This window comes from Paraburkholderia caledonica (assembly GCF_000383275.1).
GTDB classification, from domain to species: Bacteria; Pseudomonadota; Gammaproteobacteria; order Burkholderiales; family Burkholderiaceae; genus Paraburkholderia; species Paraburkholderia caledonica.
The window spans coordinates 407,213-422,886 of the sequence record NZ_KB911039.1; the positions used below are offsets into that span (position 1 = coordinate 407,213).

Sequence of the window (15,674 nt, forward strand, 5' to 3'; positions counted from 1 at the left end):
GGCATAGCGAATGACGCAACCGTTACTGACGATGCGCGGCATCGTCAAAGCGTTTTCAGGTGTAAAAGCACTCGACGGCATCGACCTGACGGTCTCGCCGGGCGAGTGCGTCGGCTTGTGCGGTGAGAACGGCGCAGGCAAATCCACGCTGATGAAAGTACTGTCCGGCGTGTATCCGCACGGTACCTGGGATGGCGAAATAACCTGGGAAGGCAAGCCGCTCAAGGCAACGAGCATACGCGACACCGAACGCGCCGGCATCATCATCATTCACCAGGAGTTGATGCTGGTGCCCGAGTTGTCGGTAGCGGAGAACATCTTTCTCGGCAATGAAATCACCCTGCCGGGCGGCCGCATGAACTACGCGGCGATGTACCAGCGCGCTGACGAATTGCTGCGCGAACTCGGCATTAGCGGAATCAACGCGGCGCAACCCGTCATGAATTATGGCGGCGGCCACCAGCAGTTGATCGAGATTGCCAAGGCGCTGAACAAGCAGGCGAAGCTGCTCATTCTCGATGAACCGTCCTCTTCGCTAACCTCGTCCGAGATTGCGATTTTGCTCGACATCGTGCGCGATCTGAAGCGGCGCGGCGTGGCCTGCGTCTACATCTCGCACAAGCTCGACGAGGTCGCCGCGGTTTGCGACACGATCAGCGTGATTCGCGACGGACGGCATGTCGCCACCGAACCAATGCACGCGCTCACCACGGACCGCATCATTTCGTTGATGGTCGGCCGCGAGATCAAGAACCTGTTTCCCCGCGAGCCGCATCCGATAGGCGACGTCATTTTCGAAGCGCGCAACGTAACCTGTTTCGACGTAACGAATCCGCGCCGCAAGCGCGTAAGCGATGTGTCGTTCGAATTGCGGCGCGGCGAGATTCTAGGCGTGGCAGGTCTGGTCGGCGCTGGTCGCACGGAATTGATGCAGGCGATCTTCGGCGCTTATCCTGGCGTGAGCGAGGCAACGGTTGTGATGGAAGGCAAGACCGTAAAGATCCGCGCGCCGATTGACGCGATTCGCGCGGGCATCGGCATGGTGCCTGAAGACCGGAAGCGGCATGGCATCGTGCCTGGTCTAAGTGTCGGCCACAACATTACGCTCGCGGTTCTGCAGCGCTTTTCTTCTGGAGGACGCATCGATTCAGCCGCCGAACTCGACACGATTCACACGGAAATGAAGCGGCTCTCCGTGCGCGCCGCGCATCCGATGTTGTCGATCGCGAGTCTCTCGGGCGGCAATCAGCAAAAGGCGGTACTCACGCGAATGCTGCTGACCGACCCGAAAGTACTGATCCTCGACGAACCCACGCGCGGGGTCGATGTCGGCGCTAAATTCGAAATCTACAAACTCATCTTTCAACTCGCGCAGCGCGGCATGTCGATCGTGATGGTGTCGTCCGAATTGCCGGAAGTACTCGGCATCAGCGATCGTGTGCTGGTAATCGGCGAGGGCGAATTGCGTGGCGATTTCGTCAACGACGGCCTCACGCAGGAAGACATTCTCAGCGCCGCTATCCGTCCCGTGCAGCGAGTCCCGAACCCAACCGCAGCGAGTGCCGCATGACGCCCGACGTTACTTCACAACGCGCCGACGATACCGTGCCGCGAGGCGCATTCGGCGGCTCACAGCGTATCCAGCAACTGTTCGCGCGTTACAAGATACTCGCGTTGCTGATCGCCGTGGCCGCGATCTGGATTTTCTTTTCGGTTCTAACGCATGGCGCCTTCGTGACGCCGCGCAATCTGTCGAACCTGCTGCGGCAAATGTCGATTACCGGCATGCTCGCATGCGGCATGGTCTTCGTGATCATTGCGGGCGAGATCGATCTGTCGGTGGGTTCGTTGCTCGGTTTGCTCGGCGGCGTGGCTGCGATACTCGACGTAAACCGCCATTGGCCGATAGGCGTCACGTTGCCGGTGGTGATGCTGCTCGGCGTGCTCGTCGGCGTTTTCAACGGATGGTGGTCCACATACCGGCGCGTACCTTCGTTCATTGTCGGCCTGGGCGGCATGCTCGCCTATCGCGGCATTCTCCTCGGCGTGACGGGCGGCTCGACCATCGCGCCGGTGTCCGACGGTTTCGTGTTCGTCGGGCAAGGCTATTTGCCGACGCTTGCAGGCGACACGCTCGCCGTTGTGTTGTTCGTACTGCTCGCGTTTCTGACCCTGCGGCAGCGCCGCAATCGCGAGCGCTACCAGTTGAGCGTGGTGCCGGTCTGGCAGGACGTCGCGAAGGTGATCGGCGCAGGCGTGATCCTGGCGGGTTTCGTTGCGACGCTCGATCGTTATGGCGGCATTCCGGTGCCCGTTCTGTTGCTGCTTGCGCTACTCGGCATTTTTACGTGGATTGCCACGCAGACCGTGTTCGGACGACGCATCTACGCGGTCGGATCGAACCTCGAGGCGACGCGTCTTTCCGGCGTCAACACGAATCGCGTAAAGCTCGCCATTTTCGCGTTGATGGGCCTGATGTGCGCGTTCGCGGGGATTGTGAACACGGCGCGGCTCGCGGCAGGTTCGCCATCGGCGGGCTCGATGGGCGAACTCGACGCGATTGCGGCGTGCTTTATCGGCGGCACGTCGATGCGTGGCGGCTCCGGCACCGTGTACGGCGCGTTGATCGGCGCGCTCGTGATGGCAAGCCTCGACAACGGCATGTCGATGCTCGACGTCGACGCCTATTGGCAGATGATCGTGAAAGGCAGCATTCTCGTGCTGGCCGTCTGGATCGATGTGGTGTCGGGTTCGAACAGGCGGTGAGGTGGTTGGCTATGGGGCGGCCCCGCCTCAAGTCACCGCCCGTCATCCACAATTAATGAAGCGCCCCACGACTCCCGGCCAACCCCTCGCCTTGACGAAAGCCGCGAGTCGGCGCCTCCATCGCTTCATCCGACGAATTTAAGTTCGCGCCCGCTTCCCCGTCTTACTACTATTGCGGGGAACGCAGGGCGCGAAGTGGCGCCTTCACAGCTTGTTACCGGCGGCAAGCGGATAGGCAATCGTCATGAAGCGCAGAACCTTCCTTGTTGGCGGCGCGGGTGCATTCGGCGCGTTGCTGGTCGGCTGGTCTGTGCTGCCCGCGCGGCAACGTCTCACCACCGCCGCGCCGCTGCCGGTCGAGGGCACGCAAGCGGCGCTCAACGGCTGGGTCAAGATCGCGTCGGACAATACCGTCACGATCATGATGTGCAAAGCGGAAATGGGCCAGGGCATCCATACCGGCCTCGCGATGGTCCTCGCGGAAGAACTGGACGCCGACTGGTCGCGCGTGCGAGTCGAAGACGCGCCGATCGACAACATCTACAACAGCGTGCAGAGCGTCATTGACGATCTGCCGTTTCGTCCCGATCACGACAGCATCACGAAGCGCACGATCGTCTGGTACACGCGCAAACTGATGCGCGAGGCCGGCACGATGATGACGGGCGGATCATCGAGCATTAACGACCTGTGGACGCCGATGCGCGAAGCGGGCGCCTCGGCGCGCGCGATGCTGATCGCGGCTGCGGCGGCGCAATGGCACGTGCCGGCTGGCGAGTGCGTCGCGCACGGCGGATACGTGAGTCATCCGTCGGGTCGTAAGGCGAGCTTTGGCGAGTTGTGTTCGATGGCGGCTCAGCAAGCTTTGCCCCACAAGGTCACGTTGAAAGACCCCGCCGGTTTCAAGCTGATCGGCAAGCCGCTGCCTCGTATCGAGGCCGCTTCGAAGCTGAACGGCACCGCGCGTTTCGGCATTGACGCGTTGCCCGACGGCCTGCTCTACGCGAGCGTCGTCATGTGTCCCACGCTCGGCGGCACGGTCGCGAGCTTCGACGCCGCGTCGGCGGCGAAAATGCCGGGCTGCATCAAGGCTCTCGCCTTCCCGCCGTATAACGGCGGCACGGGTGGCGTTGCCGTGATTGCAAACAACCCGTTTCGCGCGATGAACGCGGTCGACGCCATCAACGTAACGTGGAAGCACGGCGCCGCGGCATCGCTGTCGAGCGCGGAAGTGGAGCACCGCCTTGCGCTCGCACTCGACGACGGCGACGGCCACGCGTACTACCATCGCGGCGACATTAACGACGCATTGAGCCGCGCGGCCCACACCGTCAGCGCCGAATATCACGCGCCGTATCTCGCGCACGGCGCAGTCGAACCGCTCAATTGCACGGTGCAGGTCGCGGACGGCGCGGCGACCGTATGGGTGTCGACGCAAGTGCCGGCGCTCGCGCGGCATCACGTAGCCAAGGTTTTGCATATCGACGACGACAAGGTCTCCGTGCATGCGCAGTTGCTGGGCGGCGCGTTCGGGCGGCGTCTCGAACTCGATTACATTGCACAGGCCGCGGTGATTGCACGCGAGGCGGACGGCCATCCCGTTCAAACGTTGTGGTCGCGCGCGCAAGACTTCACACATGATTTCTACAGGCCGGCATGCGTTGCCCGGTTGAGGGCCGGCCTCGACAACAACGGCAAACTGATTGCGTGGCACAGCGCATCCGCGAGTCAGGCGATCGTGCCCGAAGCGCTCTCGCGCTATTACGGCGTGCCGCGCATTCCGATCGATAAAACCACTTCTGAAGGCGCATTCGATCAGCCATACGAATGGCCCGTCGTGCGAGTGGCGCACAAGATCGTGGAATTGCCGGTGCCTGTCGGCTTCTGGCGCTCGGTCGGACATTCGCATCAAGCCTTCTTCACCGAGAGCTTCACCGACGAACTCGCTGCCGCCGCAGGCCAGGATCCCGTGGCGTTTCGCGCTGCGCTACTGGCGCAGCACCCGAGGCATCTGGCGGTGCTGCAGCGCGTGGCCGCGCTGTCGGACTGGCACGAGCCGTTGACCCATGCCGTCGATGGCGCGCCGCGTGCGCGCGGCATCGCGCTTCACGAGGCGTTCGGCAGTGTGGTGGCGCAAGTCGCGGAAGTGTCGATCGGGCCGCGCGGGCGAATCCGCGTGCATCGCGTGGTGTGTGTGATCGATTGCGGCTTGCCTGTGAACCCCAATCTGATTCGTCAGCAGATGGAGAGCGGAATCGTATTCGGTCTGTCCGCCGCATTGCAGGACGAGATCACGATTGTGAATGGGCAAGTGGAACAAAAGAACTTCGTCGACTTTCCGGTGGTGCGGATCAACGATTGCCCGGTAATCGAAACCGACATCATGCCGAGTCGCCTGCATCCGCAGGGTGTCGGCGAACCGGGTGTGCCGCCGGTCGCGCCCGCCGTAGCAAACGCGGTGTTCGCGCTGACCGGCAAGCGGCTGCGCACATTGCCCTTGAAGCTCACGTAACGCGGGAGACACGCATGCGATCGCTGAACATCAACGGCCGCGCGGTGGCGGTGCAAGCGGAACCCGATATGCCGCTATTGTGGGTGCTGCGTTGCGAACTCGGCATGACCGGCACCAAGTTCGGCTGCGGCGTCGGCATTTGCGGGGCGTGCACGGTGCACCTGAACGACAAGCCGTGCCTGTCGTGTCAGACGCCCATGTCGACCCTGAATACACAGAAGATAACGACCATTGAAGGGATGCAAGGCGCCGAGGCGCAAGCGTTGAGGGCCGCCTGGATCGATCTCGATGTGGTGCAGTGCGGCTATTGCCAGAGCGCGCAGCTGATGGCCGCCTGCGCGCTGCTGAAACAGAAGCCGCGCCCGACTGACGCCGACATCGACGCGGCAATGAGCAACATCGTATGTCGCTGTGGCACGTATCCCCGCGTGCGCGCCGCGATTCACGAAGCGGCGAAGCGCCGGCCTGTGTAATAGCCGGCGCTTCGTGGGCGACGGAGTTAGCCTGCCAGCAACTCGACCACGGCCACGACGGCCGTGAAGATGCCAATGCATCCGCCCAGTGCTGCTGCGCTTTTCATGAACGACGACATAGCTTGGCCTCGTAACGTGTTGTGGTTGGTGGCACGTATTTAACCGCAATTGAAAGGCAAAAGAAATGTCGACAAAAATAAATCGTAAGCTTGAGCGTCGGTATTACGGAGCTCGGGTCACCGGGGTTGCCTGCTGTGATCTGACGGGCGTCGCCCCCGATGATGGCGGTACACGGGGCGCCGCTGCCTGTGTCTCCTCCCAGCCGCCGCCGAGAGCAAGGAACAGATTGACCTGGTCAATGGCCACCTGACCTTCCGCGACCGCCACCTGAGATTTCGTCGACGTTAGCGTGCGGGTAGCGTCCAGATCCGAGATGAACGACTCGCGGCCTGCGCGATAGAGCCGATGCGTTTCGTCAGCGGATTGCGTCGCCGACTGCAGCGCGGCGCGCAATGCGTCAGCGCGAGCGTAGTCGGAGGCATAGGTGGCGAGGCTCGTTTCGGTTTCGCGCAATGCGGTCAGCACGACGCCGTCGAAGCGCGCGAGCGCGACCTGACTCGACGCCTGCGCTTCGCGTACGCGGCCGCGCGCACCGTTCGCCGGGAACGTCCAGCTGATCAGCGGACCGAAACCCCAGCGCGCGGTCGGCGAGGTGCCGAGGTCTTCCAGAACGCCCGTCACACCCGCCGATGCGCCGATGCTCACCGTCGGGTACAGCGCGCCGGTAGCGACGCCAATGCGCGCCGTAGATGCCGCCAACTCACGCTCGGCCTCGCGCACATCGGGTCGCCGCTTGAGCAGCGCTGCGCCGTCGCCCACCGGAATCGGCTGACGGATCTGCGGCAGCTTTTCGCAAGCGAGGACGGCGGGCGGCAGGTCCGACGGCGCACGCGCGAGCAAAGCCGCGAGCCGGTACTGCGCAATCTTGCGGCGCGCGGTGTAGCGCGGAATATCCGCGAACAACGTATCGATCTGCGTCTGACCGCGCGTCACTTCCGTTTGATTGCCACGGCCGGCATCGCGCAGACGGCGCGATACATCCACGCGTTGTCTCTGCAATGCGAGCGACTGCTGCGCGATTTCCAGTTCCTCGGCCGCCGAACATTGTTCGACGTAGGCGCGCACCACGTCGGCGACCACCGTGATTCGCGCGAGATCGGCCGCTGCCTGCACGGCCTCGGTGTCGGCTTGCGCCGCTTCCACGCCGCGCCGAAGCTTGCCGAACAGATCGATTTCGTACGCAACGCTGATGCCGATGTCGCCTTCATTCACGACCGGCAGTTTTTCAGTCAGCAAGTATTTTTCGGCCGATTCCTGCGCGCGTTCGATCACCGCCGAGGCGTTGCCGGAAAACCCGCCCTGCGCCTGCGCGACGCCTAGCGCCTCGCGCGAGCGCGCGAGATTGGCGGCGGCCACGCGCAAGTCGGTGTTCGATTGAAGCGCTTCGTCGACGAGACCGTTCAGCACGGGATCGTCGTACAGTTTCCACCACACAGCCGGCACGTTGCCGCGTGAGGTGAGCGTTGCGTCCGCGCCCTCGATCTGCGCATTCGCGAGCGGCGCGTTGACGAGTGCGTCTTTCGGCAGCGAGTAGTTGGGGCCGACGTTCATGCAGCCGTTGAGCGCCGCCGTCAAAGGCAGCAGCGGCAGTAATGGCAACAGCGGCAACAGCGGCAACAGCCGCAGTTGTCGTTGCAATTGCGGTCGCGGCAGCCCGAGCGAACGCAGAAACGGCACGGTGCGCGGCAGTTTCATTGCGAGGCGCCCGAAGTGGCCGCGGCACTCGCAGGCGTTGCGGCGGATGCGCTCGAAGCTCCCGTGACATGCGAAGCGCGCGCATTCGCCAGGTCGCGCACCGACACCGTAGCGGTACGCCCGGCGATCATGCGGAAGTCTGCGGGCACTTCATCGAGCGCGACGCGCACCGGAATGCGCTGCGCAAGCCGCACCCAACTGAAGGCGGGATTCACGTTCGGCAGCAGATTGGAGCCTTGCGTGCGGTCGCGATCTTCAATGCCCGCGACGATGCTTTGCACGTGGCCGCGCAGCAAATGCGGCTCGCCCATCACGTTGATGTCAACCGGCTGGCCGATGTCGATACCGCCTAACTTCGTTTCCTCGAAGTAGCCGTCGACACGAAACGAATGCATATCGACAACCGAGACCACCGCCCGCCCGGCGGCAACGAATTCGCCGGCACGCGGCGCGCGGTCGTTCAGGTAACCGTCCACCGGGCTCATGATCGTCGCGCGTTGCAGGTTCAGTTTTGCGGTGTCGATTGCGACGTTCGCGTCCGCGAGCGCCGCTTCCGCCTGGTCCACGCGCGAGCGGCTTTCTTCCGCGACTTCGGCGGCGACCAGATTGCCGAGTTTGCGATTGCGCACGTCCTCGCGGCGCGCCTGATCGAGCGTGGCGCGGCGTTGCTGCGCGGTGGCCTGGGCCTGACGCAGCGCGAGCGTGTAACGCGCCTGGTCGATGACGAACAGCACCTGGCCTTGCCTGACCTGCTGGTTGTCCAGTACTTGAACCGATGAGATCAGCCCCGACACGTCCGGCGCGACCTGGATCACGTCGGCGCGCACGTGCCCGTCGCGGGTCCACGGCGCGAACATGTAGTAGTCGACCAGCTTCCACAGCACGAGTGCCGCGGCCACGACGACGATCAGGGTCAGCACGATCTGACCGACGGAGAACCAGGTTTTTTTCACGTTGATTTCACGAAACGAGTCTGTGCGAAACGACGACGACAAGGCCCAGCACCAGCACATAGATGCCGAGGTCGAAAATGGAGCGATGCCACACGAAGCGGTAAAAGCCGACGCGCGCGAGCGCCGTGCGAATGGCGAGGTTGATCAGATAGGCGACCAGCATCAGCACGAGCACGGCCGGCACGAACACGCCGAAGATATCTATTTCACCGATCATCGCGGGAAGGGAGCAGAGTGTTGAGCGGCGGCATTACGCGTTCGCCTCAGTTGCGGGCGGCGTGGGTGTTTGCAGCGTGGCTGGAAATAGCGAAAGACGCAAGCCGACAAGCGCATGAAGCGCTTCGCGCAAATGACGTGCCGAAGCTTGCGAGTTCGCACCCGGCGCGCCGGCATTGGCGAGCCCTTGTGCAATGACGCGCGCTACAGCCGAATCGATCGACGACATCAGGCTGTCCGGCACCGGTTCGCGCGAGCGACGGTTCACGCAGTTTTCATAATAGGCGCGCACGCCGTCGAGCGCGCCGTCGATCGCAGCGGGCGCTTCGCCGCCGAGCTTACGTGTGAGACGTCGCAGATCGAGTGCATTGAACGCAATGCGCAGGTCGCGAAAGCTTTCGATGGAAGGATGACGATGGTCGTCGGTCGCCGCCAGCCGCGGGATCAATTGCATCAAACGGTCGAGCATGCGGGCCGCGTGATTGCGCGGGTCTTCAATTGTCCGCGTGGACGCGGTTAACGCAACGTCGGTCCAGCTCGAACGCAACAGGCGCGCTGCCGCAAGTTCCGCGCCGAACGGGCGTGTGACTCGCGTCCACAGATACGCATACAGCAGCCCCGCGAGGCCCGCGAAATTGCTGTTCAGAAAGGTCAGAAAGTTGGCGTCGTACGCGTCCTGAATGCTGATGAACGTTGCGGTGTTCACGGCGACGAGCACCGTGGCCAGGTTGAACTGCGGACGCGGAATCAGCGTGCCCACGAGAATGAACGGCGCGGCGAAGAGAACCACCAGCATCGGAAAGTCATGCACGTGCGGCAGTACCGCGAACAGATAGACGCCTGCCGCCACCACGGCGATAGCCGTAGCGACAAAAAAGCGGAAGACCATTGGCGCGGGCTCGTCGAGCGCGGCAAAAAAGCAGCAGGCTACCGCGGCAAGTGTCACGGCGCTGGCGCCGTCTGCCCAACCCGATTCGATCCACAGACTGCACGCGAGAATAACAGCCGCGGCTGCCGAACCGGTGGAGAACAACATCATGCCGCGATCGTAGAAGCGCTCGGTGCCACCGAGCCGCCAATGACGAAAACGAGGCCGCCATGAGCCCTCTTCACGCGTGATGATGATGCGCAGCGAGCGGCAGTCCTGCCATACGTCGATGACCTGCCTCATGCGCCATAACGCATTCGACAGCAATGCGCCGTCCCATGTCGCGAGCGCGGCGGGCGGCGGCTGCATCGCCGCGATGCGCTCACGCAGCGCATCTGCGGCGGCGTCCGGATGATAGCCCGCGCTGGCTGCCGGCAGAGGCGCGTTGAACCACTTGATGACGTCGGCGAGCAGCGCCTCGAGCCCGTCCGGCCACTTGTGACTGCCACTGTTGTACAGCGCGAGCAGCGGATCGGCGAGCGACGACATGATAGGTAGCAGCAATTGCATGCGTCCGCGAAGTTCCTGCGCTCGCGTGAGAATGTCGGGGCGTGTGTGGTCGTAGGCCAGTTGGCTCAACAGCAATTCCAGGCCGTTGATGGTGGTCGCGAGCCGCTGCCGCGCGGCGGAAATCGCCGTGCCCGCGATGCGGCCCGACAGCGTTTCGGTCGCGTAGAACGCGGCGTCGCGAAACCAGGCGTCGGTCCGTTCGATGATGGTCGGCGCGAGCCGGCTCGGAAACAGCACGCTGCCCACGATGCTTGCGCACACGATGCCGAGAGTGATCTCTTCTGTGCGGCTAACGGCAAGATCGAATACGCCAGCCGGATTCGTGACCGCGGGCAGCGCGATGATCGGCATCGTATAGCTCGCGAGCAGGAACACGTAGCTGCGCGCAGTCCGGTCCGATACGGCGAGATAGAGCAGGGTGCCGACCCATAGGGCGAGAATCACGCTGAACAGATACGGAGATTCGACGAAGGGCGGCACGAGCAGTACAGCCGCCGACGCGCCGAGCGCGGTGCCGAGCGCGCGATAGATCGCCTTGGAACGCGTCGCGCCGACGAACGGATTCGACACGATATAGACGGTCGCCATTGCCCAGTAGGGCCGTGGCAACTGGAGCGCCAGGCCGATGTACAGCGCGATCATCGCGGCGGCAAACGTCTTGACCGAGAACAGCCAGTCGCGAACGGAGGGGTAGATCATGACGCGTTACGCCGATCTGTTGACGTTGCGTGGCGCAGTTGTGCGGCTGGGGCGGCTTGTATTTTTGGCCGGGCTCGTGGACCGCGTCGACTTCGTGGCACTGGCGCTTTCTGACTCTTCCGCGGAATCGGCTGTGAACGCGGCAAGCACCCGCAAGGTTGCTTCGAGGTCGCTGCGTGAAACGCCCTTGAGCGCCTGCGCGCGCAGTGTGACCAGTTCTTCTTCCATCTTCTCGGTCACCGCGCGGCCCGCCTTTGTCAGCACCACCGTTTTAGCGCGGCGGTCTTCGGGATCTTCGTCGCGACGCATCAGGCCCGCAGCACACAGTTGGTCCAGCAGGCGCACGAGCGAAGGTCCTTCGATGCCGATGTAATCGGCCAGCGTGACCTGACGAACCGCCTCGCCGAGCCGGCTCGCGGTGAGCAGCGGCGTGGCGCAGGCCTCGGAGACGTTGAACGCGGACAGCACGCCATGACTCGTGCGCCGCCACTTTCTGGCAGCGATCACGAGTGTGCTGCTCACTTTGCGGCGTAAGGCGTCGAGATTCGTCATGGCCGGTATTGTATTTCCAAAACAATCGTTAGCAAACTATCGAATTGGAATTTTTAGCGGCGCATGGCGACGCACGAGCGTCACGCGACCAGTCCGAGTCTGATCGTCCTCGCGAGATCGTCGAGCTGAAAAGGTTTGCGCAGTACCGTGCAGCGTTCTACCGCAAGACCGGAAATGTCGATGTCGGCATAACCGGTTGCGAGAATCACCGGCAAATCGCTGCGCATCTTGCGCGCCTCGGCGATCACGTCGATGCCGTTCATGCCCGGCATCGCGAAGTCGACCATCAGCAGGTCGGGGTTGTCGTCCCGCAGGCGGTTGAGTCCGGCTCGCCCGTCAGCGGCTTCCGTCACGTGGTAGCCGAGCATTTTCAGCGACTCGACGAGCATGGCGCGTACTTCGCTGTCGTCTTCGATCACCAGCACGCGCTTTTCGCCCACGGCGTTCGCTTCGATATTGGACGCCTCCGCAGCCTGCGGCGCGACGGGGTCGCGTAGCGGCAACCACACCTCGACCGTCGTACCGGCGCCTTCTTCGCTGAAGAGTCTCGCGGTGCCACCGGCTTGCCGCGCGATGCCGTACACCTGGCTGAGGCCGAGTCCCGTCCCTTTGCCGATCGGCTTAGTCGTGAAGAACGGATCGAACACGCGCGACACGATATCGGGCGGTATGCCCGAGCCCGTATCGGTGACTTCGATCACGACATAGCGGCCTTCGGCAAGCGTCTGATCAGGCGCTGTGCGCTGCTTCACGCGGACACTGAGCTGGCCGCCGCCGGGCATTGCGTCGCGCGCGTTGATCGCGAGGTTGAGCACGGCCAGTTCCAGCTGATTGGCGTCGGCCTGCGTCCACATCTCGTCGCTTTCGAAGTCGTTGCTGTAGCTGATACCCGATCCCAGCGACACGGTGATGATGTCGCGCATGCCTTGCAGCAACGCGACGACGTCGACGGCCTTCAGATCGAGGTTGCTATTGCGCGAGAACGTCAGCAACTGGCCGGTCAGTTTCGCGCCGCGTTCGGTTGCGCGCTTGACCGTCGCCGCCATACCGCGAATGCGCTCGTCACTGCTCACCCGGGAGATCAGTTCCGAGTTGACCATGATGACGTTCAGCAGATTGTTGAAGTCGTGTGCGATGCCGCCGGTGAGTTGCCCGAGCGCTTCCATCTTCTGCGATTGCACGAGCACGGCCTGCACTTTTGCGCGCTCGTGAATCTCCATCATCAGCCGGTTGTTGGCTGAAGCGAGCTCATGCGTACGTTCGGCGATGCGGCCTTCGAGCGAGTCGTTCAGTTGCACCAGCGCTTCCTGCGCTTCGATCCGCTCAGCCAGATGGCGGCGCGATTCATATTGCCGCGCACGGGCGCGCAGCGCCGAGGCCACCGCGCGGCGCAGCGTCTCGGAGTTCAGCGGACGCTCCAGGACGACTACGTTGCCCAGGCGCTCCAGCACTTCGATCCCGCGCGCCGAGCGATGCCCCACGCGCGTGGCCGCAAGCAGAATGAACGGAAAGTCGGACCACGCCGGCTGCTGCTCCAGCCAGCGGAATAGACGCGTCGCATGTTCGCCGGCGAGCGCTTCTTCAGCGATGAGCGCGCTACCCGCGCCGGCGTCGAGCGCCTCGGTGAGGGCGTCCGCGTCGCGGCACGGCACGCATAGACGTTGATCCTTGTGCAGAACCTCGGCAATAACATCGGCGTCGCGGCCAAAAGGCGCGAGAATCAGGACCCGTTGCTCCATGACGTTACTGCCGCGACGTGTCGATGACACGCTCCGTCGAGCCAAGTAGCGCCGTGGTGCCGCGATAAGACGGCAAGCCCGAAAGCACGCCTTCGAAGTCGCGCAGCGCTTCACCCACTTCGACGCCGCGGCTCGTGAGCCGGAACTGGCGGATCGAGCGTTCATGGGCATTAGCGCGGCTCTTTACTGCCGTCACGGCGGTCAGCACTTCGCCGTGGTGTTCGAAATAGCGGAACAGAATGACGACGTCGCTCAGGTAGCTGATATCAATATCGCTCTGAACCTCGCCGATAATCCCGTGCTGTCCCAGCACGAGCATCGTCATGACGCCTTGCTGGTTCAGATACCCGAGCAGTTCGTGCATCTGCAACAGCAGATAGCGCTCACCGGGCATTGCTTGCAGGTAAGCGTTGAGACTGTCGATCGCGACATATTTCACGCCTTTTTTCTCGACGGAGGTGCGAACGTCGCTCGCGAACTCGCCGGGCGAGATCTCGGCGGGATCGATCTGACGCAGTGTCAATAGTCCGTTGTCGACATAGGGCTGCAAATTCATGCCGACCGTCGCGCAACGCGCGACAAGGGTGACCAGCGTTTCGTCGAAGACATAGTAGACACAGCGTTCGCCACGTTCGAGAGCCGCAATCAGGCACGAAACCACGGTGGTGGTTTTGCCGACACCCGAAGGGCCGATCAGGAGCGCGTTGGTGCCGGGTATCAGTCCGCCGCCCAGCAGCGCGTCGAGGCCTCCAGTGCCCGTGCTCACCACATGTGTATCGAATTTGGCGTGATGTTCGGCCGCGACGAGGCGCGGATAGACATGGATGCCGCCGGTGTCGAGCGTGAAGTCGTGGTATCCCTCGCGGAACTTGATGCCGCGCATCTTGGCAATGCGCAAGCGCCGGCGATTGCCGCCGTAGTCGTGCACGACGTTGTCGAGCGCGATCACGCCGTGAGCGATGCTATGCAATTGCACGTCGCCCGGGTCGGACGTATTGTCGTCGAGCAGCAAGACCGTGCATGCGCGCGTGGCGAAATAGCGTTTCAACGCGAGGATTTGCCGCCGGTAGCGCAGTGCGTTCTGCGACAGCAGGCGCAACTCGGACAGACTGTCGAGCACGATCCGCACAGGCTTGATCTCGTCGACCTGCTGGATGACGTTTCGCACCGTTTCGCCGAGTTCGACCTCGGCCGGATGCAGCACCGTCTGCTCGAATTGCGGATCCAGACCTTCGTCGGAGACCAGTTCCAGGATGTGGAACTGGCTCAAATCCCAGCCATGGCTGTCAGCTACCGAGATGAGCTCTGACCGCGTCTCGGACAGCGTAATGTACAGACCTGCCTGACCTTCCTCAGCGCCCTGAAGTAAAAATTGCAACGCCAGGGTGGTTTTACCCGTTCCCGGCGCGCCCTCCACCAGGTACATGCGGTGCGGGGTGAGGCCGCCTCCCAGGATGTTATCGATTCCCTCGATTCCTGAGCAAAGGCGGGTAGGCTTGTGAGTGGCAGCGTCTTTTGACATAGCGTGGTTATAGCATCGAATAATTGGCCTGGTCCGTCAGCCGGTATCGCCAGAATGCAAGTTGCATGCCTATTGCGAAAAGGCCGTGGTTGTCGCGTGTGCGGCGGCGGAAAAGCGTGATCAGCGCCGTGTTAGTTTGTGTGGGCGGCGGCTGTCTGTATCGGACGAATAAGCCTTGGTTGTTCCGGCAAAGTCACGACGACGTCGGCCGCCATGTCCAGCCCCGTCGTTGAGAGCGCTGCAGTTCGACGACCGCGAGCGGTGGGATTTCAATCCGCGAAAACACCGCTGGCGATGTGCCCAACACATGGACGATCGCCGCGCGGACCAGCGGCGCATGCGTCACGGCGACCACATCGTGGACAGCCTGCGACGCGCTATCTGGCGCGACGTCTATTGCGTCAAGCCATTTGCCGATCCGCTGCACCACCTGGCTGAACGATTCGCCGCCGTGAGGGGCGGCGTCGGGGTCGTGTGTCCAGGCTGCCAGTGCGTCGGGCGCTTGCGCGGCGAGATCGTTGAGGCGTTGGCCGCGCCACTGGCCGTAGTCAACATCCGAAAGCGCGGTGTCCACCTTCGCAGCGAGGCCGAGCGCCAAGGCCGTTTCGCGCGCGCAGGCGGCGGGGCTGACGAATGCGATTGCATTGTCGGCAAACGACAGGCGCGCTCGCGCTGCTTGCGCTTCGCCGAGGCCGCGGGCGTCGAGCGGATCGTCGGCGGGAAAGCGGCCCGCGCGCATGGCCGGGGTCGGCGCATGGCTGACCAGTAACAGCCGCAGGTTCATTTTTGAGTTCCCGTCAATATGCGCTCGTGTCGCTGTGTGATAGCTGGCGCGGAAGTTTAGCGCGTAGAATAGCCGCACTGCGAAGCGCGGAAGCCGGTGAAAGCCCGGCGCGGTCGCGCCACTGTAATCGGCATCACAAGCCGAAAGCCAGACCTGAGCTTCGCATCATTCCTCTGCAATCGACTACGGGGCGCGCTACCCCAGG

General features: G+C 63.2%; 12 protein-coding genes and 1 riboswitch. Of the genes, 4 read left to right on the forward strand and 8 right to left on the reverse strand.

Features of this window, described 5'->3' with window-relative positions; translation table 11 throughout:
- The first annotated feature begins 10 nt into the window (after positions 1-10).
- From xylG to H281_RS0119985, 4 genes are all read left to right on the forward strand, one after another.
- Entirely contained in the window at positions 11-1,570 is a 1,560-nt protein-coding gene (gene xylG, locus H281_RS0119970; protein ID WP_020068930.1) for a D-xylose ABC transporter ATP-binding protein, read from the forward strand.
- Complete coding sequence (locus tag H281_RS0119975) at positions 1,567-2,766, forward strand: sugar ABC transporter permease (protein ID WP_020068931.1); 1,200 nt, start codon at positions 1,567-1,569, stop codon at positions 2,764-2,766. Before xylG ends, H281_RS0119975 begins: the two co-directional genes overlap by 4 nt.
- 244 nt (positions 2,767-3,010) lie before the next feature.
- Positions 3,011-5,278, forward strand: a complete 2,268-nt coding sequence (locus H281_RS0119980; RefSeq protein WP_020068932.1) for a xanthine dehydrogenase family protein molybdopterin-binding subunit — start codon at positions 3,011-3,013, stop codon at positions 5,276-5,278.
- Between the two features lie 14 nt (positions 5,279-5,292).
- Positions 5,293-5,751: a (2Fe-2S)-binding protein gene (locus tag H281_RS0119985; protein WP_020068933.1), complete on the forward strand. Its 459-nt coding sequence runs from the start codon at positions 5,293-5,295 to the stop codon at positions 5,749-5,751.
- Positions 5,752-5,973: 222 nt separating this feature from the next.
- Here the strand turns inward: H281_RS0119985 and H281_RS0119995 are convergent, their stop codons facing one another.
- From H281_RS0119995 to H281_RS0120030, 8 genes are all read right to left on the reverse strand, one after another.
- A complete protein-coding gene (locus tag H281_RS0119995; RefSeq protein WP_020068935.1) occupies positions 5,974-7,566 on the reverse strand; it encodes an efflux transporter outer membrane subunit in 1,593 nt (530 codons plus the stop codon).
- Positions 7,563-8,519 carry an efflux RND transporter periplasmic adaptor subunit gene (locus tag H281_RS0120000; RefSeq protein WP_020068936.1) on the reverse strand — a complete coding sequence of 319 codons (957 nt, stop codon included), beginning with the start codon at positions 8,517-8,519 and terminating at the stop codon, positions 7,563-7,565. Before H281_RS0120000 ends, H281_RS0119995 begins: the two co-directional genes overlap by 4 nt.
- A 7-nt stretch (positions 8,520-8,526) precedes the next feature.
- Positions 8,527-8,736, reverse strand: coding sequence for a DUF1656 domain-containing protein (locus H281_RS0120005; RefSeq protein ID WP_020068937.1), 210 nt, complete (start codon positions 8,734-8,736; stop codon positions 8,527-8,529).
- Between the two features lie 33 nt (positions 8,737-8,769).
- Positions 8,770-10,872: an FUSC family protein gene (locus tag H281_RS0120010; protein ID WP_020068938.1), complete on the reverse strand. Its 2,103-nt coding sequence runs from the start codon at positions 10,870-10,872 to the stop codon at positions 8,770-8,772.
- A gap of 6 nt (positions 10,873-10,878) precedes the next feature.
- Positions 10,879-11,424 (reverse strand): MarR family winged helix-turn-helix transcriptional regulator, encoded by a 546-nt coding sequence (locus tag H281_RS0120015; RefSeq protein ID WP_020068939.1) that lies wholly within the window; start codon positions 11,422-11,424, stop codon positions 10,879-10,881.
- An 80-nt stretch (positions 11,425-11,504) separates the two neighbouring features.
- Positions 11,505-13,163: an ATP-binding protein gene (locus tag H281_RS0120020; protein ID WP_020068940.1), complete on the reverse strand. Its 1,659-nt coding sequence runs from the start codon at positions 13,161-13,163 to the stop codon at positions 11,505-11,507.
- A gap of 4 nt (positions 13,164-13,167) precedes the next feature.
- Positions 13,168-14,685 (reverse strand): ATPase domain-containing protein, encoded by a 1,518-nt coding sequence (locus tag H281_RS0120025; RefSeq protein WP_027804779.1) that lies wholly within the window; start codon positions 14,683-14,685, stop codon positions 13,168-13,170.
- A gap of 193 nt (positions 14,686-14,878) precedes the next feature.
- Complete coding sequence (locus H281_RS0120030) at positions 14,879-15,469, reverse strand: histidine phosphatase family protein (RefSeq protein WP_020068942.1); 591 nt, start codon at positions 15,467-15,469, stop codon at positions 14,879-14,881.
- A gap of 78 nt (positions 15,470-15,547) precedes the next feature.
- Positions 15,548-15,634, forward strand: a riboswitch (adenosylcobalamin (AdoCbl) riboswitch).
- Positions 15,635-15,674 lie beyond the last annotated feature (40 nt).